This window comes from Amycolatopsis balhimycina FH 1894 (assembly GCF_000384295.1).
Taxonomy (GTDB): Bacteria; Actinomycetota; Actinomycetes; order Mycobacteriales; family Pseudonocardiaceae; genus Amycolatopsis; species Amycolatopsis balhimycina.
This window is the reverse complement of sequence record NZ_KB913037.1, coordinates 3,821,684-3,842,796: the sequence shown is the minus strand read 5'-3', so window position 1 is coordinate 3,842,796 and position 21,113 is coordinate 3,821,684. Positions and strand designations below refer to the sequence as shown.

Sequence of the window (21,113 nt, the reverse complement as noted above, 5' to 3'; positions counted from 1 at the left end):
GCCGCCCGGCGGGTGTCGCGGGCGTGGCACGAGCTGGCGCAGGTGCGCGGGTTGCCGTGGTGGTGTGTGGCAGCGCTGGAGTCGGCGGCCGAGGGGTTTGCCGATCTGGCCAGGGATTGGGATGAGCATGACGGCAACGTGGGACGGGCTGGGGCTGCGATGGACAGTCGGCGCGGGTACCGAGGTGACGGTGGAGGAGACCGGGACGGGCGCGTCGTGCCCGCCGGTCCTGGTGCTGGCCGGTGGGCTGTGCGTGGTGACGCTGATGCCGCCGGAGGACCAGACCGCCTGGACGGGATGCGCGGCGTTCCTGCGCCGGCTCCGCGACCACGCGGACGAACTGGCGGCGTTGCTGGAAGCCCGCGCGGGGGGGCGTGACGGTGAGCAAGGGTGAGCCGAAGACACTGCGCGACGCCCACGAGGTCGTGATGGACCGCCGGCCACCGAGGTACGCGAACCCGTCGGTCTGGCTGGCGTTCCGGCTCGGCAACGCACGGCTCTACAAGGCCGTCGCCGACGTTGACCGGGGCCACCATCACGAGGCGTTGTACTGGGCTGGATACGAGGAACGGCAAGCAGTGAGATCCGGGCGGGAGGCCAGCTCGCTGACCAGCCGCGCAGCTAGGCGTACATGGCCAGCCAGATCGCGATGTAGTGCGACACCGCGGCCAGCACCGTGCACGCGTGGAAGAACTCGTGGTACCCGAACGTCTCCGGCCAGTGATTGGGCCACTTGACGGCGTAGAACACCGCGCCCAGCGTGTAGAACAGCCCGCCCACGCACAGCAGCACCAACGCCGCGACCCCGGCGTGCGTCAACAGCTCCGGGAACACGAACACCGCGACCCAGCCGAGCGCGATGTAGATCGGGACGCCGAGCCAGCGGGGCGCGTTCGGCCACAGCATCTTCAACGCCACGCCCGCGATCGCCCCGCCCCACACGATCGACAAGATCACGTAGCCCGTCGGCTTCGACATCGCCAGCAGGGTGAACGGTGTGTACGTTCCCGCGATGAACAGGAAGATCATCGAGTGGTCCGCGCGCTTCATCCACTTGTACGCGCGGGGACTCCAGAAGCGGCGGTGGTACAGCGCGCTCACGCCGAACAGGCCCAGCACCGTCAGGCCGTAGACCGACGTCGCCAGTGCCGCGACCGGGGACACTGTGGACGCCGCCAGGCTGATCAGCGTCGCCGCCGCGGCCAGGGCGCCGAAGAACGTCCAGAAGTGGATGTGCCCGCGCAGCCGGGGGCGGAGGTCCGCTACGGGCTCGGGTGGTTCCGTCGTCAGGCTCACGTATCCAGGTTACGGGAGCGTAGGTTCTCCGGCAGTGCTCAAGTCACACGCCTCACACCGGGTGCGTACGCTACCTCGACGTGAGTGTTCGCTCGTTCTTGTCCGACGTCGTGTACAGCGCCTACGGCAGGCGCCTCATCCAGCAGGCCGCCGGGCGGCATCCCCGGCACATCGCCATCATGCTCGACGGCAACCGCCGTTGGGCCCGTGAAGCGGGCTTCGCGGACGTTGCGGACGGCCACCGGGCCGGAGCGAAGAAGATCGCGGACTTCCTGAGCTGGTGTCAGGAAGCCGACGTCGAGGTCGTCACCATGTGGCTGCTGTCCACCGACAACCTCAACCGCGACCCGGACGAGCTCACGCCGCTGCTGGAGATCATCACCGACGTCACCGACGAGCTCGCCGCGCCCGGGACGCCGTGGCAGCTGCGGATCGTCGGCGCCCTCGACCTGTTGCCGGCCGAAGTCGCGAAGCGACTCAGCGAAGCCGCCGCGCGGACCGAAGGCCGGACCGGGATGGAAGTGAACGTCGCGGTCGGTTACGGCGGGCGCCAGGAGATCGCGGACGCCGTGCGCAAGCTGCTGCTCCAGCACGCCGACGAGGGCACGTCCATCCACGAGATGGCGAAGATCCTCGACGTCGACCACATCTCGGAGCACCTCTACACCTCGGGGCAGCCGGACCCCGACCTGATCATCCGCACCTCCGGTGAGCAGCGGCTTTCCGGCTTCCTGCTCTGGCAGTCCGCGCACTCGGAGTTCTGGTTCACCGAGGCGTACTGGCCCGCGTTCCGCCGCGTCGACTTCCTGCGCGCGATTCGTGACTACGCGTGGCGACACCGCCGGTTCGGCTCATAAATCACCCGGTGACGCACTGTCACCGTCACGAAGCGTCGATGCCGGGTGAGGCGACGGTGAGGTGACGGTTTGGCGAATCACCGTGTTGGCTTCCTGCGCGATCGCGCATTCGTGGGTACCTTCCGAGGTGAGGGCGCGCGTCCCATGCGGGTCCTCGCGGGAGGCCCTGGTCGTGGCGGTGATCGAGGGGGCGGCTCAGCCGCCCACGAGACGCTCGAGGGGGCCGGCACCCGGCCCTCGTGGCCGCGCCTCCTGACCCACCGGTCAGGAGGAGTGGTCCAGCCAGGGAGGTGCCCGGCCCAGCGAGTGCGGGCGTGAGGTGCACACGCCCTCGAGGGAGATGCCGTCGTGACTGCGCAGCGTTTGCCCCGTAAGGCCTCTGGCCGTTCTTCGACCGGTGCCGTTCCTGGCCCGGAGAAAGCCTCGACCTCGCCCGAATCCCAGCAGCACATGTACGTGCTCGACACGTCGGTCCTCCTTTCGGACCCGTGGGCCGTGACTCGGTTCGCCGAGCACGCCGTCGTGCTGCCGCTGGTCGTCATCAGTGAACTGGAGGCGAAGCGCCACCACCCGGAGCTCGGCTGGTTCGCCCGGGAATCCCTGCGCATGCTCGACGACCTGCGCCGGCAGTACGGCAGGCTCGACGCGCCGCTCCCCATCGGGGACCACGGCGGCACGCTGCAGGTGGAGCTGAACCACTCGGACCCGTCGGTACTCCCGTCCGGGTTCCGGACCGACTCCAACGACCACCGCATCCTCGCCTGCGCGCTCAACCTGGCGGCGGAGTTCCCGGCGGTCACCCTGGTGACGAAGGACATCCCGCTGCGGGTCAAGGCCGGGGCCGTCGGTCTCGAGGCGGACGAGTACCGCGCGCAGGAAGTGACGCCGTCGGGCTGGACCGGCATGGCGGACGTCGACGTCGAGCAGGACGTGCTCGACACGCTGTTCGGCGGCGGCACCGTCGACCCGGTCGAGTACGGCTTGGACGAGCTCGCCGAGCTGCCCTGCCACACCGGGCTGCGGCTGCTCGCGGGCAGCTCCAGCGCGCTGGGGCGGGTCACGGCGGACAAGCGCATCCGGCTCGTCCGGGGCGACCGCGAGGCGTTCGGCCTGCACGGCCGCAGCGCCGAGCAGCGCGTCGCGCTCGACCTGCTGCTCGACTCCGACGTCGGGATCGTGTCGCTCGGCGGCCGGGCCGGCACCGGCAAGTCGGCGCTCGCGCTGTGCGCCGGGCTCGAGGCGGTGATGGAACGCCGTCAGCACCGCAAGGTCGTGGTGTTCCGGCCGGTCTACGCCGTCGGTGGCCAGGACCTCGGCTACCTGCCCGGGTCCGAGAGCGAGAAGATGCAGCCATGGGCGCAGGCGGTGTTCGACACGCTCGGCGCGCTGGTCAGCCAGGAGGTCCTCGACGAGGTCTTCGACCGCGGCATGCTCGAGGTGCTCCCGCTGACGCACATCCGCGGCCGCTCGCTGCACGACACGTTCGTCATCGTCGACGAGGCCCAGTCGCTGGAGCGGAACGTCCTGCTCACGGTGCTTTCGCGGCTCGGCACGGCGTCGCGGGTGGTGCTCACGCACGACGTCGCCCAGCGTGACAACCTGCGCGTCGGCCGGCACGACGGCGTCTCGGCGGTGATCGAGAAGCTGAAGGGCCACCCGCTGTTCGCGCACGTGACCCTCACCCGCTCCGAACGCTCGCCGATCGCCGCCCTGGTCACCGAGATGCTGGAGGACCACGGCTAGACCCAAGTTCGTGAAGGCCACCTTCAGGAACTTCAAGTTCCTCAAGGTGGCCTTCACGGCTTTTACCGGTCGGCAATCCTTTCCGTCTTTGCCCGATATCCGGTGAAAAACCCGCTCGGCCGCTATGCGGTCGATCCGGGGCTGGGCATAGTTGGCCGCATGGGGCCGGAAAATCTTTCCCGTCGTGAACTTCTCGTTCGTGGTGGCGCGGCCGCCGCCGCACTGGCCGTGGCCGGGGCGGGAGTCGCCGAAGCCGAACCGGACGTCCGGCCGGATGCCGGACCGGGCGGCGTGGTGCTGCGGGAGGGCACGAACATGTCCGCCGCGCTGTCGCCGGACGGCCGGTGGATCGCGGTCGACCTGGTCACCGGGATCTGGGTGCTGCCCGCCGACGGCGGTCGCGCCCGGCGGCTCACCGACGACCTGCAGGACGCCACGCTCCCCACCTGGTCGCCGGACGGCCGCCGGATCGCGTTCCAGTCCTACCGCGACGGCAACTTCCACCTGTACGTCGTCGATGCCGCCGGCGGTACGCCGCGCAAGCTCACCAGCGGGCGGTTCGACCACCGGGAGCCCGTGTTCTCACCGGACGGCGCCAAGATCGCCTTCAGCAGCGATCGGGACGGTAGCTACGGCATCCACCTGCTGGACGTCGCCTCCGGAGCGATCAGCACGGTGGTGTCCACCGCCGACGAAGAGGCGTCCCCGCGGTGGTCGGCCGACGGCACGAAGATCGTCTTCACCGTGAACGACACCGCCATCGACGTCGTCACCCTGGCCACCGGCGCACGCACGCGCCTGGTCACCGCGACCGGCACCGACAAGTTCTACGGCCCGGCGTTCGGTCCCGGCGGGCAGCCCAGCTACCTGCGGCTGCGGGGCGCCGAAGCGGACCTGATGCTCGGCGACCAGCAGCTGACCAAGGGCGAGGACGTCTTCGGCTTCGCCGCGAACTGGTCCGGGTCCGCCGTGCTCTACACCGCCGACGGGCACCTCCGGCGGCGCGAGCAGTCCGGCGCCGTCAAGGACATCCCGTTCGAAGCGGGCGTGTCCACGGCAACACGTGACTACCGAAGGCGGGTCCGTGACCTGGACTCGGCCGCGCCGAAGCCCGTCCGGGGCATCGCCGGTCCGGTGGTGTCCCGAGACGGCAGGCGGATCGCCTTCCGGGCCCTCAACGCGATCTACGTCGTCGCGGCCGGCGGCGGCCGGCCACAGCGGCTGATCGGCGACGGCTACTTCACCTCCGACCCGGACTTCCACCCGGACGGGACGAAGCTGCTCTACACGAGCGACCGGCTCGGCACCGCCGACCTGTGGCTGCGTGACCTCGGCACCGGTAAGGACACCGTCCTCACCCGGCTGGCGGGCGCCCAGGTCGCGCCGCGGTGGTCGCCGGACGGCGGCCGGGTGGCCTACGCCGACCAGGACGGTGCCACGTGGATCCACGACGTGGCCACGGCCGTGGCCCAGCAGGTGACGCCGCCGCTGTTCATGCCGGGCCGGCCCACCTGGTCGCCCGAAGGGACGGTCGTCGCACTGGCCGCGGTGAAGCCGTACTCGCGGCGGTACCGCGAAGGCACCAGCCAGATCCTCACGGTCGACCTGAAGACACACGAACTCCGCTACGCCGAGCCGATGCCGTTCCGGTCGCTCGCCACCCGCGGCGACGACGGTCCACTGTGGTCACCCGACGGCCGGTACCTCGCGTTCACGCTCGAAAGCGTCGCCTGGATCGCCCCGGTCGACCGCACCGGACGGCTGATCGGTGCGCCGAGGCAGATCACTCACGACGTCACGGATTCCCTTGCCTGGCAGGGGAACGACACACTCGTGTACCTGTCGAAGGGGCAGCTCAAGGCCCAGAAGATCACCGGCGGCGAGCCGCGCACGATCCGGCTCGACTTCGCGTGGGCCCGCCCGCGCCCGCCGCGCCCGACCGTCATCCACGTCGGCGCGGCGTGGGACGGCGTCGCCCGGACACTGCGGCGGGACGTCGACATCGTCGTCGACGGTGGCCGGATCGCCGACGTCCGGCCGCATCGGGACGCACCCCGGACCGTCGACGCGCACGACCTGACCGCCATGCCCGGGCTCATCGACCTCCACAACCACTGGCACCTGCGCGGCAGGCAGTGGGGCGACCGGCAGGGCAGGCTGTGGCTGTCCTACGGCATCACCACGACCCGCTCGCCCGGCGACCCGGTGTACCAGATGCTGGAGACGCGCGAGGCCCTGGAATCCGGGAACCGGGTCGGGCCGAGGTACTTCGGCACCGGGGAAGCCATCGACGGCTCCCGGATCTACTACAACTTCATGCGGCCGACGCTGTCGCCCGAGCAGCTCGACCTGGAGCTGTCCCGGGCGGTCGAGCTGGAATACGACATGATCAAGACGTACGTCCGGTTTCCCGTGGCCTACCAGCAGGCAGCGGTCCGGGCCGCGCACCGGGCGGGTATCCCGCTGTCGTCGCACTACCTGTACCCGGCGGCGAACATCGGCATGGACGCGATGGAGCACACCGGTGCCACCAACCGGCTCGGGTACTCGCACACGGTCAGCCGGATCGGCCGGTCGTACCAGGACGCGATCGCCTTGTTCACCCGCTCGGGGATGTCGATCACGCCGACGTTGTTCACCTCCCGGGCGTTGTACGCCGACGACAAGTCGCTCGTGACCGACGAGCGCACCGAGGTCCTTTTCCCGCCGTGGGAGTACGCGCAGCTCAAGACCACGGCGGACACCGCGGGCAACCCGGAGAACGCGTACCTCCGCCAGGTCCTCGCCGGGAACGTCGACATGGTGCTGCGGATCCACCGGGCGGGCGGGTTCGTGGTCACCGGCACGGACTCCCCGCTGGACAACGTGGCCGTCTCCACCCACCAGAACCTGCGGGCCATGGTCGCGTTCGGGTTCACGCCGTACGAGGCACTCACCACGGCCACCCGCAACCCGGCGCGGTGGCTGGGGCTCCAGGACCGGATCGGTGTGCTCAAGCGAGGTGCCTACGCCGATCTGTCGCTCGTCAGCGGCAACCCGCTGCAGGACATCAAGGCGGCCGCCAACGTCCGCACGGTGCTGGTCGGCGGGGTGCTGCGGACGGTCGGCGAGCTGCTGGCGCCCTACCGGAACCAGCCGGGCGCGCGGGCGGCCACCGAGGTGGCGCCCGCGGCCCGATCGGCCGAGAAACAGCACTGGTGGCACGTTCCGGAGTGGTCCGAACACGTGTGCTGCGCGGGCTGAGCAGGCCAAGTCCGTGAATGGCACATTGAGGGACTTCAAGTCCCTCAATGTGCCATTCACGGCTTTACCAGCCGGAGGGGAGGGGGCGGCCTTCGGCGAAGCCGGCCGCCGACTGGACGCCCAGCAGCGCGCGCTCGTGGAACTCCTCGAGGGTGCGAGCACCCGCATAAGTGCAGGAAGAGCGGACGCCGGAGCCGATCGAGTCCAGCAGGTCCTCGACACCGGGTCGCTGCGGGTCGAGGGACATCCGCGACGCCGAGATGCCCTCCTCGAACAGCGCCTTCCGCGCCCGGTCGAACGAGTTGTCCGTGCGCGTCCGCGCGCCGACCGCGCGCTTCGACGCCATGCCGAACGACTCCTTGTACGGCCGGCCCTGCTCGTCGAACCGCAGGTCACCGGGGGATTCGTAGGTGCCGGCGAACCACGAGCCGACCATCGCCGCGGACGCGCCCGCGGCCAGCGCCAGCGCGACGTCACGCGGGTGGCGGACGCCGCCGTCGGCCCAGACGTGCTTGCCCAGCTCGCGCGCGGCGGCCGCGCAGTCGGCGACCGCGGAGAACTGCGGGCGGCCCACGCCGGTCATCATCCGGGTCGTGCACATCGCGCCCGGCCCGACGCCGACCTTGACGACGTCGGCGCCGGCCTGGATCAGGTCGCGCGTGCCCTCGGCGGTGACCACGTTCCCGGCGACCACCGGGACCTGCGGAGACACCGCCCGGACGGCCTTCAGCGCGGCGATCATCTTCTCCTGGTGCCCGTGCGCGGTGTCGACGACCAGCACGTCGACGCCCGACCCGAGCACGGCCTCGGCCTTCGCCGCGACGTCGCCGTTGACGCCGATCGCGGCCGCGACGCGCAGCTTGCCGTCGCCGTCGACAGCCGGGGTGTAGACCTCCGCGCGCAGCGCCCCGACGGCGGTCAGGACGCCCGCGAGCCGGCCGTCGGCGTCCAGGCCGAGCGCCAGCTGGGCACCGCTGCTGTGCAGCCGCTCGAAGACCTCCCGCGGCGGCGTGCTCAGCGGGACGGCGACGCTGGCGGGCTGCGCGACGTCGGCGAGACGCGCGAAGCGGTCGACGCCCGCACAGGCCGCTTCGTCCACGACGCCGACTGGGCGGCCTTCGTCGTCGACGACCACGACAGCGCCGTGGGCGCGCTTGTGGACCAGGTTGAGCGCGTCGGCCACCGCGGCCGCGCCGGTGAGCACCAGCGGCGTGTCCCACACCGTGTGGCGGCTCTTCACCCAGCCGACGATCTCGGCGACGGCTGAGCTGTCCACATCTTGCGGAAGCACGACCAGGCCGCCGCGGCGGGCGACCGTCTCGGCCATCCGGCGTCCGGCGACCGCGGTCATGTTGGCGACCACGATCGGGATCGTCGCGCCGGTACCGTCCGCGGTGGAGAGGTCGACATCGAAGCGGGACTCCACGTCCGAACGGTTCGGCAGCAGGAACACGTCGTCGTAGGTCAGGTCGTGGGCGGGCCGATGGCCGTCGAGGAAACGCACGAGTCACCAGACTACCTGCCGGGCCCGTGGCAGGATCGGGGGCATGAGCCGCCGCGACCGGGACGACGAGGGACGGGCACGCAACGCGCGGCCGCGCGACGGGCTCGGACGGCCGTTGCCGTACGGCTCCGACGGCGTCGAGCGCCAGCCGGAAGGCATCGTGCGCGCCCCGGCGCAAACGCTTGCGGAGGCGCAACGGCTGCTCGACGACGGTAAGCCGTTCCACGCGCACGAGGTCTTCGAGGACGCCTGGAAGACCACTGACGGGCCGGACCGCGAGCTCTGGCGCGGCCTCGCGCAGCTCGCCGTCGGGCTGACGCACGCCGCCCGCGGCAACAACGTCGGCGCGGTGTCGCTGCTGGAGCGGGGCGCGGCGAACATCGAGCCCTTCCGGAGCGACCCGCCGCACGGCATCGACGTCGCCGGCCTGCAGGAGTGGGCGCGAAGCCTGGCCGACGAGGCGAAGCAGCGCGTCCGTGTGTCGCCGAGCTCGCCGCGGCTGACGTGCTGACGGCGATCAGCGCCGCGATCGTCGCGGCCGTCGCCTCGCTGGCCGGTGTGACCCTGGGCGCGCTGGTCGAGCCGCTGAAGCTCAACGCCGCCCGGCGCGCGAAAGTCCGGCAGGACCGGGCCGACCGCTGTGCGGGCTTGATCGAGGCGGCGACGCGGGCGCGCAAGCACATCATCGACATCAACGTGATCCACCGCCGCCGGAAGCTGGACAAGGAGGTCGAAACCGACGCGCAGCGTGAGATCGAGTTCGAAGACGCCTACTACACGGCTCGCACCGACATGCGCGCGTTCTACGGGCTGCTCGTGATGAGCGGGCCGGACGAGCTGGTCGAGCAGGCGAACGTGCTCCGCAAGAAGGAGATGGAACTCCACCACACCCGGTGGGAGTTCGACGACGACGGGAAGTTCGACCGGAGGTTCCTGCCCACGCCGGTCCGGAAGGCCAGTGCCGCTTTCGACCGGGCGATCGAGGAGTTCGCCCTCGTCGCCCGGAAGCACACTTCCTAGGGCTGCTCCCAGCCGGTCGAGGCCGTCTTCTCGGCGCCGATGGTCGTGCCTTCGCCGTGTCCGGTGTGGACCTTCGTGCTGTCCGGGAGCGTGAACAGCTTCGCGCGGATGGACTCCACGATGGTGGGATAGTCCGAATAGGACCGTCCGGTGGCGCCAGGGCCGCCGTGGAAGAGCGTGTCGCCGGTGAACAGCACGCCGAGTTCTCCGGCGTAGAGGCAGACCGCGCCGGGCGCGTGCCCCGGCGTGTGGACGACCCGCAGCGCCGTGCCCGCGATCGTGATGGTCTGGCCGTCCTTCAGCTCTCCGTCCGGCGCGCGGTCCGGGTGGGTCTGGTCCCAGAGGACGCGGTCGTCCGGGTGCAGCAGGATGGGCGCGCCGGTCGCGGCGGCGAGCTGCGGCGCGGCGTTGACGTGGTCGTTGTGCGCGTGGGTGCAGACGATCGCGGCCAGCTTCCGCTCGCCGACGACGTTCTCGATCGCCTTCGCGTCGTGCGCCGCGTCGATCACGATCACCGTCGTGTCGTCGCCCACGATCCACACGTTGTTGTCGACGTCCCAGCTGCCGCCGTCGAGCCGGAAAACGCCGGAGGTCACCAGGTTCTGCACGATCGCCGTCATAGGCCCGACCCTAGCCGGGCGAACCGGCGGTCGTACAGGAAGGCGCCCGCGCCGAGCGCGGCGAAGAAGAGCCCGATGAAGACGCAGTTCAGCGTCACCTGGCCGTAGCCGAGGGCGTCCGCGTCGACGAACGGGTACGGGTAGAAGCCGGTGAGTGCGCCGCGGGGGAGCGTGAACGCCAGCCACACCAGCGGGTAGGCCAGCGACCACCAGACGGTGCGCCACGTGAAGGCCCCGCGCGGGCCGACGAGGAGCCAGCCGAGCACGAACAGGATCGGCGTCACCTTGTGCAGCATCGTGTCGGCGAAGAACGCGAGGCCGTGCAAGTCGTACAGGCCGGCGAGGGCGACCTGGTAGACGATGCCGGTCACGATGATGCCGGCCAGCGCGTCGAGCCAGAGCACCCGGAACAGCCCGCCTCGCGCCGCGCCGAACGCCACCAGCGCCGATGTCACGATGACCAGCAGGTTCGAGTCGATCGTGAAGAAGCAGAACAGGTTCGCCACCCGTCCCGCGACCGTCGTGAAGCGGCCGGAGGTGTCGCCCGCGGTGGCGATCACCTGGAGGACCAGGCCGGTCAGGGCGACCAGTGCGGTGACCGCGAACCAGGCGCGGGTGAGCTTCGAACTGTGCATCCGCCGACGATACCGGTCGGTAGTTCCCCGCGATAACTCCATTGTGGACCGCTCGGCCGAGCCGTGGTCCGGCGGACTGGGGCTGCCCAGCGCGTGGACAGCCCCGAACGGTGCTACGCCGCGGTGAGCGTGTCCCGGAGCGCGGTGAACGCCTCGTACTCCGCCTTCTGCTCGACCGGCAGCTGGTAAGCGGCGGCCAGGAGCTTTGTCACGGAGGGGAGGATGCTGAGCCGGAACGTCCGGCCTTCGGTCGTCTTGATCACGAACCGGCCCTGCAGATCGCGTTTCTTCACCGACGCCCGGTTGGCGTCGGTGATCGTCAGCGGCGAGCCCGCCGTGACGGTGCCGTTCTTCTCCTCGAGCGGGACGAGGACGAGGTCGGTCTGGCCGGGCTTGAAGCCCAGCGCGAAGTTGGCGACGCTGGTCGTGCGGAAGACCAGGTAGTTCTTCTGTCTGATTTCCGCGGCGTACACCTTGGTGTAGCTCGCCCCGTTGGCGACGGCCGAATCGAAAGCGGCGTGGATCGCCGCTTTCATCTGTTCTTTGCTGACCACTGTGGCTCCTCCGTGACCGCTCGGGAAGTGAGCGGGATCGCTTGCGGAGCGCACTCTAAGGATCGCCGATGCCCGGATGTGTCGGGAAAAATGTCGCCATTCGGCGCGACTTCGCCGCGGAGGTGACGTTCGAACTGGCGAACGTCACCTCCGCGGCCGGAGGAGTCAGCGCTGGATGAGTCAGCGCCTGATGAGTTAGCGGAGCGCTTTCACCAAGGCCGGGACGAAAACCGAGGCGTCGACCGTGCCCCAGCCGGTGGCGATGTCGAACCCCTTCGCCGCGGTGAAGCCGACGACGCCGTCCTGGCTGTTGTCGCCCTCGGTGACGTCGACGATCCCCGCCTTCGTGCCCGCCGGGCCCAGCTTTTCGTACAGCGCCGGGTTGATCTGGCCGAGCTTGCCGTGCTTGGCCTGCACCGCGAGCGCGAGCACGCCGGCGAACAGCGGCGCGGACTGCGACGTGCCGTGAACGCCTTCCATGCTGATGTCCGGGAACGAGCGCATCTTGCTGCCGGTGATCTTCTTGACGCCGTCCTGCCAGTTCGGCCGTGCGTACGTCTTCGACAGCCCGGCGCCCTCGGCGAAGCCGTTGTCGGCGACGTTCACGACGTCGTCCGGCTTGGTGCGGTTGCCGTTCGCGTCGAGGTGCAGCTGGGTGCCGCCGAGCGTCGTCACGCGCGGGTCGGACGCCGGCCAGCTCGCGACGCGGTACGGATAGTTGCCCGGGCCGTAGAGGTAGCCGCCGGTCGGGCCGTCGTCACCGGAGGACGCGACCATCGTGATCCCGGCCTTGCTCGCGCGGTCCAGCGCCGGGTCGAGCGTCTTGATCGAGTCGAACGACGGGAAGTTCTCCTCGGTCGTGCCGAAGCTCATCGAGATGACGTCGACCAGCTTGTGCTCGGTCATGTAGTCGACGGCGTGCATCATCTCGGGCAGCCCGGTGAAGCCCTGCGTCTCCGCGACCGGCGTCGCCGCGACGATGATCTTCGCGTTCGGCGCCATGGCGTGCATCATCGTGACGTCGAGGTCGGTCTCGCCGCCCCAGCCCTGGCAGGTCGCGGTGTCGACACCGGGATCGGTGCACGCGGGCACCGGCCCGGACGGCTGGATCACCTCGATGTTGGCCGGCGGCAGGCCGTGGTTCTTCGAGTAGGTGGCGAGGACCTGCTTGACCTTGTCGTCGCCGAAGGACACCAGCGTCGCGACGGTGCTGCCTGCGCCGGTGATGCCGGCGTTCCACAGCTTCGTCGCGTTGTAGGCAGTGCTCTCCTTCGGCAGCGTCGCCATCGCCGCTTCCAGTTTGGCGACGCGCTTCTCGACGGTGTCGGCGCCGACGAACGACCGCGCGGCCGCCGAGAACTGGTGCTTCGACGGCTGGTGCGCCGCGTTCGGCGTGCTCGGCACGGGCGTGGCGGACGCCGGGACGGCGAACGCCGTCACGAGCAGTGTGGTGCTCGCGAACAGGCCCGCGGTGGCGCGCAATCTCATGCTGGTTCTCCCCTGCTGCCGGAAACTCCGTCAGCCACTCTGGCGAGGAAGGGGAGCGGGCAACATCGACTTTCGTCTTTCCTTTTACGAGGAAAGCACCACCGACGTACGAGATGTCGTGATCGAGACTTTCGTAGCTCCTTCCGGGGCCGCGACGGGCATCTGGCGTGATTGAGGGGCCATCACGCGTGATGGGAGAGACATCACCCGTGATGGGAGGGTCGACTCGCGTGATCGGAGGGCGGTCAGCCTCCTTCCGGGCGGTCGCCGTGCAGGAGGCCGCGGACCGTGTCGATCGTGTCCGCGTCCGCCGGGTCCTTGTCCGGGCGGTAGCGGACCACGCGGGCGAACCGCAGCGCCAGGCCACCCGGGTAGCGGGTGCTGACCTGGGCGCTGTCCAGCTCGATCTCCACCACCACCTCGGGGCGGACGTACACCGTCCAGTCGTCGCGGTGGGTCTCGATCTCCTGGAACGTCCTCGTCTGCCACGCCAGCAGCTCGTCCGTCATGCCCTTGAACGTCTTGCCCACCATGATCGGCGGGCCGCCGTCGGGGTCGCGGGCGCCCAGGTGCAGGTTCGACAGCGTGCCGGTGCGCCGGCCGTGGCCCCATTCCGCCGCAAGCACCACCAGGTCGATCGTGTGCACCGGCTTGACCTTCAGCCACGCCCGCCCGCGCCGCCCGGCCGCGTACGGCGACGCCAGGTCCTTGACCATCACCCCTTCGTGCCCGGCCTCCATCGCCGCTTCCAGCACCGCGCCCGCCCGCGCCGTGCCGACTTCGCCGGGGATCACGTGCGCCCCGGCGACCGTGCGCAGCGCCGCGTTGCGCTCGGACAGCGGCGCGTCCAGCAGGTCGACGCCGTCGAGGTGCAGGCAGTCGAAGAAGTACGGCCGCAGCAGCAGCGCCTTGACCTGCTCGTCCCGCGTGCTGCCGAACCGGCTCATCGTGTCCTGGAACGGCCGCGGCCGGCCGGCGTCGGTCAGCGCGAGGGTTTCGCCGTCCAGCACCACCGACTCGCACGGCAGCGCCCGCACGAGTTCGACCAGTTCGGCGACGCTGCCGGTGATCTCGCGCAGCGTGCGCGTCCACACGTGCACCTCGTCGCCCCGGCGGTGCACCTGGATCCGCGCACCGTCCATTTTGTACTCGACGATCGCCGCCGCGTGCTCGGCGACGGCCTCGTCGAGCGATTCCGCCGGTGACGCCAGCATCGGCTTGATCGGCGTGCCGAGCGTGAGCCGGAACTCCGCCAGCGCCGCCTGCCCGCCGGTCATCGCCGCGACCCCGGTGACGCCCAGCTTCCCGGACAGCATGAAGGCCCGCCGAACGGCTACGGCCGGAACGTCGGCTGCCGCCGCGATGGCGTCGACCATCACGCCTTCCAGCGCACCCTGCCGCAGCTCGCCGGTGACCAGCCGGAACAGGAACTGCTGCTCGTCGGTCGTCAGCCGCTCGAACAACGCCCGCAGCACCTCTTGCCGGCGCGTGTTCGACCCGGTGCCCGCCGCGACGCCCGCGGCCGCCGTCAAGGCCGCGTCCACCTCCAGCGCGGTGACCACCGGCGAAGCGGCCGGCGAGGCACCCAGCCCGGCCAGGGTGCGCCAGCCCGCACCCAGCCTGTCCTGCGCCGTCTGCCCCGTCAGGTACGCGATCACCGTGGGCAGCTCGGCGATCTCCGCCGCGCGCAGCACTGCGGCCAGGAGGGCGATCTTCGCCTTCCTGGACCTGGTCGCCGCCAGTTCGGCGGACGCGCGGACCAACTCGCTCAGCAGCACCCGGACATCATGACCCGGACCACCGACAGTTTCGAATCGACGCTGTCTCGTCGGCTAGATGTCCGGCCTGGTGCAGAGGGGGTCGAGCAGGCCGTCCTTGGCCACGCAGGGCGTGTACCCCGCGTCCTGCAGCTCGGCCCGCGCGGTGGCGCTCGCCAGGTAGTCCAGGAACGCCTTCAACACGCTCTCGTTCGCCGGCACGCCCTTCGTGTAGAGGTACTCGACGGTCCAGAACCGGTAGCCGGCGTCGATGGTCGTGACGTCGGGGTAGTGGCCGTCGAGCTGCACCACGCCCACCTGCTGGTCCCGCGCCGCGGCCGCCTTCGCCGCCGGGACGTCGGCGTACCCGATCGCGCCCGGGACGGCGGCGATCTCGGTCAGCACCTCGGCGGTCGTGCCGCGCTCGCAGCGGGTGGTCGCCGCCGCCGGGTCGCGCTCCGGCTTGCGGCACGAGTCCGACGTCAGCCGGTCCTCCGCGCCGCCGAGCACTTTCTGCTCGAACGTCTTGCGCGTGCCCGACTCCTGCCCGCGCCCGACGATCCCGATCGGTACCGACGGCCCGGGCCGCAGCTGGTCCCAGTTCCGCACCCGGCCGCTGAAGATGTCCTTGACCTGCTGGGTCGTCAGCCGGTCGACGCCGGCGGCGCGGTTGACGACCAGGCTGTACACGATCACGGCGACGGCCTTCGCCGCGAGCTCCGGTCCCGCTTCCCCCGACCGGCCGTCCGACAGCACCGCCAGTCCGTCCTTGCCCGCCGCGTCGAGCGGGGCGAGCGCGCGGACGCCGGTGACGCTGCCGGTCGCGCGGGTCGTGATCGCGGCGCCGTCGCACTGGCCGTGGTACTCGGCGGCGATGCCGCCGATGATCGGGACGAACGCGCTCGAGCCCTCGACCGACAGCTTCCCGGTGGCGCACAGCGCCGTCTCGCCGGAGGGCCGCGACCACGACACGAGCAGTGTCGCCAGCAACGCGCCGGTCAGCAGCACCCCGACCGCCGTCGTGATCACCGGCCAGCCGAACCGGCGCTGCTTCCGGTCGTCCTTGATCCGGCCGGCGGCGAGCCGGGCGTGGTGCTCGATCTCCTTGCTGATCTCGCCGTCGTCGTCGCCGGACTCGCGCAGCACGATGACCAGCTTGAACTTTTCCTTGCGCTTCAGGGAAAGCCGGGCCAGCCGGACGCCGTGCCACTCGGGGGCTTCGGGCGCGGGCACCCCGGCCAGCCGCTTGGGCAGCAGGGCGCGCACACGCGACAGCTTCGCGCTCTCGACCGGCTGCGGCGTATCCCGCGTGAAGAACTCCAGGCCCTCGCGGACGTGCCGGCGCAGGCCGTCGTCGGTGGCGTCGGACACCCGCGCGTCCCAGACGATCCGGCTGCCGAAGGTGAACGACAGCGGGATCTCGAAGTCGTCCGGCGCGATGTCGAAGCCGCCGGTGTTGCGGATCCGGATCACCACCACGCTCATCCGGCTCAGCAGCCGCGCGGTGCGCTCCAGCTGGGGGTCCGCCTGCGCGGACCCGTTCTCGCCGTCGTGCAGGTCGATCGGGGACAGGCCGATCTTGGAGTTGTAGAGCACCCGGAACGCCAGCCGGCGCCGCCGGATGAAGTAGCGGTCCACGAACGGCGCGGCCATCGCGACCAGCGCGGCGAGACCGAGGACGAGACTGCCCGAGTCCGAGCTGAGGATCTCGGCGAGAGATTGCATCGTCGCGCCGACGCCCACCGTGCCGCTCCTCTACCCCGACTCCCCCGGAAAAAGCAGCGTAGGCAGGGCAAACCCGGCGCGGGACGGCTATGGGCGAGTGTTCACCGGTCGTTCACCGGTGGGCGCCTCGGCGATCCAGCCGGCCGGCAGGCCGAGCGCGCGTTCGCTGTCCGACCCCGGTTCGGCGTGGTAGATCACCATGCCCTGGTCGGGGTCGTCGGGCAGGCGCAGCGTCTGGTCCTTCAGGAAGGCGCCCAGCTCGGCTGCGTCACTCATGCCTCCAGCATCCCCGGCGCGCGTATCCTCGCCTGGTACTGCCGGACCCAGGTTGAGCGCGACCTGGTCCGGCCCTGCTCGCTCACCGGAAGGTAGGTGGCATGGAACGACGAATTCTGGGTGGCACGGGGATCTCGGTCAGCGAGTACGCGTTCGGCGCGATGATGCTCGGCCAGTGGGGCAACCCGGACCACGAAGAGGGCGTCCGGATGCTGCACACCGCACTCGACGCGGGTGTCAACTTCTGGGACACCGCGGACATGTACAGCCAGGGCGAGAGCGAGCAGATCGTCGCCAAGGCGCTCAAGGGCCGCCGCGACGAGGTCGTGCTGGCCACCAAGGCCTTCTTCCCGATGGGCGACGACCCGAACATGGGTGGCCTCTCGCGGCGCTGGCTGACCCGCGCGCTGGACGACAGCCTGCGCCGGCTGGACACCGGCCACGTCGACCTCTACCAGGTCCACCGGCCCGATCCCACGACCGACATCGAAGAAACGCTTGCGGCGCTCACGGACTTCGTGCGGGCCGGGAAGGTACGCGCGATCGGGTCGTCGGACTTCCCGGCCGAGCAGATCGTGGAAGCACAGTGGGTGGCGGAAAAGCGCGGCCTGGCCCGGTTCCGCGCCGAGCAGCCGCCGTACTCGATCTTCAACCGGGCGATCGAGACCGCGGTGCTGCCGGCCGCGCAGAAGTACGGCATGGGCGTGCTCACGTGGAGCCCGCTGGGCAGCGGGTGGCTGTCCGGCAAGTACACCCAACCGTCCGATGTGGACCTTTCCGACGGCCGCCGGGCGGTGCAGGCGCACAAGTTCGACCCGGCCCTGCCGGAGAACGCCGTCAAGTTCGAGGCGATCGCGCAGCTCAAGAAGATCGCCGACGGCCTGGGCCGTCCGATGACCCACCTGGCGATGGCGTTCGTCCGGGCGCACCCGGGCGTGACGTCGGCGATCATCGGCCCGCGCACACCGCAGCAGCTCGACGACCTGCTGGCCGGCGTGGACCTGGTCCTCGACGACGACGTGCTGGACCGGATCGACGAGATCGTCCCGCCGGGCACGGACGTCAACCCGGCGGAGAAGGACTACACCCCGCCGGCGCTGGCGGACAAGCGCCTGCGCCGGCGGTAGTGCGTCACTTGCCGCCGCGGGCCATGCGGAGGACGTCGAGCGCCTCGTCGAGCTGCTCTTCGGTGAGCTTGCCGTCCTTCACGTGGCCGCGTTCGATGACGACCTCGCGGATGGTCTTCAGCTCCTTCAGCGCCTGCTTCGCGACCGCGGCCGCCTCTTCGTAGCCGATGTACTTGTTCAACGGCGTCACGATCGACGGCGAACCCTCGGCGTACTGGCGGGCGCGGTCGACGTTGGCCGTGACGCCGTCGAACACCTTGTCCGCCAGCAGCCGCGAAACGGCCGCGAGCAGCCGCGCCGACTCGAGGACGTTCCGCGCGATCACCGGCAGGTTGACGTTCAGCTGGAAGTTGCCCGCGGCACCGGCGAACGCGACCGCCGCGTCGTTCCCGATCACCTGCGCGACGACCTGCAGCGTCGCCTCCGGGATCACCGGGTTCACCTTGCCCGGCATGATCGACGAGCCCGGCTGCAGGTCCGGCAGCGCCAGCTCGGCCAGCCCGGTGCGCGGGCCGGAGCCCAGCCAGCGCAGGTCGTTGGCGATCTTGTTGAGCGACACGGCGATCGTGCGCAGGTGCCCGGAGGTCTCGACGACGCTGTCCTGGGTGGCCTGCGCCTCGAAGTGGTCGCGGGCTTCGGTCAGCGGCAGCCCGGTCACGGTGGCGAGCTCGGTCGCGACGGCGTCGCCGAAGCCGTCCGGCGCGTTGAGGCCGGACCCGACGGCCGTGCCGCCGATCGGTAGCTCGCCCAGCCGCGGCAGGCCCGACTTCAGCCGTTCGACGCCGTAGCGGACCTGCGACGCCCACGCGCCCGCCTCCTGGCCGAGCGTGATCGGGACCGCGTCCATCAGGTGCGTGCGGCCGGACTTCACGACGCCGGCCCACTCCGCGGCGCGCACCTCGATGGCGCCCGCGAGGTATTCGAGCGCCGGGATGACGTCCTTGAGCACGGCTTCGGTGGCGGCGACGTGGATGGTCGTCGGAAAGGTGTCGTTCGACGACTGCGACGCGTTGACGTGGTCGTTCGGGTGCACATCGCGGCCGAGGGCGCGCGAAGCCAGCGTCGCGATGACCTCGTTGGCGTTCATGTTCGACGACGTCCCGGACCCGGTCTGGAACACGTCGATCGGGAAGTGCGCGTCGTGGACGCCCTCGGCCACCTCGTCGGCGGCGTCCGCGATGGCGTTCGCGACGTCGGCGTCGAGCACGCCCAGCTTGAGGTTCACCCGCGCGGCGGCCGCCTTGAGCAGGCCGAGCGCGCGGATCTGGGCGCGCTCCAGGCCCCGGCCGGAGATGGGGAAGTTCTCCACGGCCCGCTGGGTCTGCGCGCGGTAGAGCGCGTCGGCAGGCACGCGGACCTCGCCCATCGTGTCGTGTTCGATCCGGTATTCCTGATCAGCCATGACACCGATTCTGGACCTGTTCGCCGGCCCCCGCGTGGTGGCGTCGCCCACCCTCGCCCGCCCGCGACGCTAGGATCGGCTGTGTTCTCGATCACCGCCATCCACCACTGGCTGGAGCGAGCATGACTGACGTCACCGGCGACTCGTACGACCTCGTGATCATCGGCGCGGGGCCGACGGGCCTGTTCGCCGCCTACTACGCCGGGTTCCGCGGCCTTTCGATGGCGGTGGTCGACTCGCTGCCCGAGCCCGGCGGCCAGGTGACGGCGATGTACCCGGAGAAGATGATCTACGACGTCGGCGGGTTCGCCGAGGTCCGCGGCCGCGACCTGGTCGACGGACTGGTGAAGCAGGCCGCGCCGTTCAAGCCGAAGTACCTGCTGGGGCGCAAGGCCGAGAAACTGGAGCCGGCCGGGGACGGCGTCGAGCTGACCCTCGACGGCGGCGAAACCGTGCGTGCCCGCGCCGTGCTGATCACCGCGGGCATCGGCGAGTTCACGCCGCGCCCGCTGCCGGCCGGCGACGGCTGGCTGGGCCGCGGCATGGTCCACTTCGTCCCGTCGCTGCAGGCGCACGCGGGGCAGCACGTCGTGGTCGTCGGCGGCGGCGACTCGGCGTTCGACTGGATCCTCGCGCTGCACCCGGTCGCGGCGAGCGTGACGCTCGTGCACCGGCGCGCGAAGTTCCGCGCCGCCGAGTCGATCGTCCGGCAGGCACGCGAGCTCGGCACCCGGATCATCACCGACGCCGAGGTCACGCGGTTCGTGGAAGCACCGGACGGGACGCTCGAAGCCGTCGATGTCTCGATCAAGGGCGCGGGCGATGAGCGGCTCCCGGCCAACAGCGTCGTCGCGGCCCTCGGGTTCACGGCCGACCTGGGTCCGATCGAGAGCTGGGGCCTGGAGATCCACCACCGCGCCATCGCCGTCGACTCGACGATGGCGACCGCGCGGGAACGCGTCTACGCCGCGGGCGACGTCGCCGCGTACCCGGGGAAGGTGAAGCTGATCGCGACCGGCTTCGGCGAGGCCGCCACAGCCGTCAACAACATCGCTGTCGCGCTCGACCCGGACGCCCACCTGTTCCCGGGCCACTCGAGCAACGCCGAGTAGATCAGGCCTTCGTCTTCTCCGCGATCCACGGCGCGTACGCGACGACGGACGTGTAGATCGACGGCGCCGACGCGCATTCCGGGTCGTTGTTGCCCGGCCGGCTGGTGACACCGACGAGCCGCCACTGGTCGCCGTCACGGACGATCTCGGGGCCACCGGAGTCGCCGAAGCACGCTCCGGCCTTGCCGCCCGGGTTGTCCGTGCACAGCTCGGCCGTGCCGTCGAACACCGACGTGCACTTCGAGCCCTCGACGATGTGCGTGTCGAGTTGCTGCAGCGTTGTCGGCAGCTGTCCACAGTTGACCTTCGGGCACGTCTGGCCCCAGCCGAGGATGCGGGTCGCGGTGCCCGGCGACGCGGCCGTCGCGAGCCCGATCGGCGCCGCCGCGGCCGGTGCCGTCAGCCGCAGCAGCGCGATGTCGCCCGCCGGGCTCTGCGTGTTGAACGCCGGATTCACCACGATCCCGGCGACCTGGGCGACCTCGCCGCCCTGACCGACGTCGTTCGTGCCCGCTCGCACCGAGATCGCGGCCGGGGTCTTGTCGAACGCGCAGTGCGCGGCCGTGACCACCCACGTGGGCGCGATCAGCGCGCCGGCGCAGAACAGCTTCCCCGACGAGGAATGCAGCGACACCGTGAACGGGTACGGCTGGTCCGCGTCCGAACCCCCGACGACGCCGGGGGCGGCCGCGGCTGTGCCGGGGACCAGGGCGAGCGCGCACGCTGCCAGCAGGGCCGGGGCTCGCCTGGTCAC

Annotated in this window: 18 protein-coding genes and 2 pseudogenes; 9 read left to right on the top strand and 11 right to left on the bottom strand. The window is 70.8% G+C overall.

Translation table 11 applies throughout. The features are described 5' to 3' along the window. Positions 1-127 precede the first annotated feature (127 nt). On the top strand, positions 128-394 hold the full coding sequence (locus tag A3CE_RS0116650) for a hypothetical protein (RefSeq protein ID WP_026468558.1): 267 nt from the start codon (positions 128-130) through the stop codon (positions 392-394). Next, positions 375-578 (top strand): annotated as a pseudogene (locus A3CE_RS58645) (AMED_5909 family protein); the annotation flags it as partial. The gene A3CE_RS0116650 and the pseudogene A3CE_RS58645, both read left to right, overlap by 20 nt. A gap of 43 nt (positions 579-621) precedes the next feature. Here A3CE_RS58645 and trhA read toward each other — a convergent pair. Then, positions 622-1,296, bottom strand: coding sequence for a PAQR family membrane homeostasis protein TrhA (gene trhA / locus A3CE_RS0116645; protein ID WP_020641234.1), 675 nt, complete (start codon positions 1,294-1,296; stop codon positions 622-624). Between the two features lie 80 nt (positions 1,297-1,376). Between trhA and A3CE_RS0116640 the strand changes: the two genes are divergently transcribed. The 3 genes from A3CE_RS0116640 (at position 1,377) to A3CE_RS0116630 (ending at position 7,139) form a co-directional block, all read left to right on the top strand. Continuing rightward, entirely contained in the window at positions 1,377-2,153 is a 777-nt protein-coding gene (locus tag A3CE_RS0116640) for an isoprenyl transferase (protein WP_043790894.1), read from the top strand. A 450-nt stretch (positions 2,154-2,603) separates the two neighbouring features. Beyond that, the gene (gene phoH2 / locus A3CE_RS0116635) at positions 2,604-3,896 is read left to right on the top strand and encodes an RNA 5'-3' helicase PhoH2 (RefSeq protein ID WP_020641232.1); all 1,293 of its coding nucleotides are present in this window, start codon (positions 2,604-2,606) and stop codon (positions 3,894-3,896) included. A gap of 159 nt (positions 3,897-4,055) precedes the next feature. Further along, entirely contained in the window at positions 4,056-7,139 is a 3,084-nt protein-coding gene (locus A3CE_RS0116630; protein WP_026468555.1) for an amidohydrolase family protein, read from the top strand. A gap of 64 nt (positions 7,140-7,203) precedes the next feature. Here A3CE_RS0116630 and guaB1 read toward each other — a convergent pair whose 3' ends face one another. Then, on the bottom strand, positions 7,204-8,643 hold the full coding sequence (guaB1, locus tag A3CE_RS0116625; RefSeq protein WP_020641230.1) for a GMP reductase: 1,440 nt from the start codon (positions 8,641-8,643) through the stop codon (positions 7,204-7,206). Between the two features lie 43 nt (positions 8,644-8,686). On the opposite strand from guaB1, the gene A3CE_RS0116620 reads away from it, so the two are divergent. Continuing rightward, positions 8,687-9,154, top strand: a complete 468-nt coding sequence (locus A3CE_RS0116620) for a DUF309 domain-containing protein (RefSeq protein WP_020641229.1) — start codon at positions 8,687-8,689, stop codon at positions 9,152-9,154. Continuing rightward, positions 9,148-9,663 carry a hypothetical protein gene (locus A3CE_RS0116615; protein WP_020641228.1) on the top strand — a complete coding sequence of 172 codons (516 nt, stop codon included), beginning with the start codon at positions 9,148-9,150 and terminating at the stop codon, positions 9,661-9,663. Before A3CE_RS0116620 ends, A3CE_RS0116615 begins: the two co-directional genes overlap by 7 nt. On the opposite strand, the gene A3CE_RS0116610 is transcribed toward A3CE_RS0116615, so the two are convergent. The 7 genes and pseudogenes from A3CE_RS0116610 to A3CE_RS0116580 all read right to left on the bottom strand — a co-directional run. Then, positions 9,660-10,283 (bottom strand): MBL fold metallo-hydrolase, encoded by a 624-nt coding sequence (locus tag A3CE_RS0116610; protein WP_020641227.1) that lies wholly within the window; start codon positions 10,281-10,283, stop codon positions 9,660-9,662. The two genes, A3CE_RS0116615 and A3CE_RS0116610, sit on opposite strands and share 4 nt — an antisense overlap. Then, a complete protein-coding gene (locus A3CE_RS0116605) occupies positions 10,280-10,918 on the bottom strand; it encodes a Pr6Pr family membrane protein (protein WP_020641226.1) in 639 nt (212 codons plus the stop codon). Before A3CE_RS0116605 ends, A3CE_RS0116610 begins: the two co-directional genes overlap by 4 nt. A 113-nt stretch (positions 10,919-11,031) precedes the next feature. After that, positions 11,032-11,472, bottom strand: a complete 441-nt coding sequence (locus tag A3CE_RS0116600) for a hypothetical protein (protein ID WP_020641225.1) — start codon at positions 11,470-11,472, stop codon at positions 11,032-11,034. A 195-nt stretch (positions 11,473-11,667) separates the two neighbouring features. After that, positions 11,668-12,960, bottom strand: a complete 1,293-nt coding sequence (locus A3CE_RS0116595) for a S53 family peptidase (RefSeq protein WP_043790888.1) — start codon at positions 12,958-12,960, stop codon at positions 11,668-11,670. Between the two features lie 245 nt (positions 12,961-13,205). Beyond that, complete coding sequence (locus A3CE_RS0116590) at positions 13,206-14,738, bottom strand: ATP-dependent DNA ligase (protein WP_020641223.1); 1,533 nt, start codon at positions 14,736-14,738, stop codon at positions 13,206-13,208. Between the two features lie 54 nt (positions 14,739-14,792). After that, on the bottom strand, positions 14,793-16,460 hold the full coding sequence (locus A3CE_RS0116585; protein WP_020641222.1) for a PstS family phosphate ABC transporter substrate-binding protein: 1,668 nt from the start codon (positions 16,458-16,460) through the stop codon (positions 14,793-14,795). 69 nt (positions 16,461-16,529) lie between these two features. Next, positions 16,530-16,688 (bottom strand): annotated as a pseudogene (locus tag A3CE_RS0116580) (transcriptional regulator); the annotation flags it as partial. Positions 16,689-16,819: 131 nt separating this feature from the next. Here A3CE_RS0116580 and A3CE_RS0116575 point away from each other — a divergent pair. Beyond that, on the top strand, positions 16,820-17,845 hold the full coding sequence (locus A3CE_RS0116575; RefSeq protein ID WP_020641220.1) for an aldo/keto reductase: 1,026 nt from the start codon (positions 16,820-16,822) through the stop codon (positions 17,843-17,845). Between the two features lie 4 nt (positions 17,846-17,849). Here A3CE_RS0116575 and A3CE_RS0116570 read toward each other — a convergent pair whose 3' ends face one another. Beyond that, positions 17,850-19,247, bottom strand: a complete 1,398-nt coding sequence (locus tag A3CE_RS0116570) for a class II fumarate hydratase (RefSeq protein ID WP_020641219.1) — start codon at positions 19,245-19,247, stop codon at positions 17,850-17,852. 122 nt (positions 19,248-19,369) lie between these two features. On the opposite strand from A3CE_RS0116570, the gene A3CE_RS0116565 reads away from it, so the two are divergent. After that, positions 19,370-20,359: an NAD(P)/FAD-dependent oxidoreductase gene (locus tag A3CE_RS0116565; protein ID WP_020641218.1), complete on the top strand. Its 990-nt coding sequence runs from the start codon at positions 19,370-19,372 to the stop codon at positions 20,357-20,359. A 1-nt stretch (position 20,360) separates the two neighbouring features. Here the strand turns inward: A3CE_RS0116565 and A3CE_RS0116560 are convergent, their stop codons facing one another. Then, positions 20,361-21,113, bottom strand: a complete 753-nt coding sequence (locus A3CE_RS0116560; protein ID WP_020641217.1) for a S1 family peptidase — start codon at positions 21,111-21,113, stop codon at positions 20,361-20,363.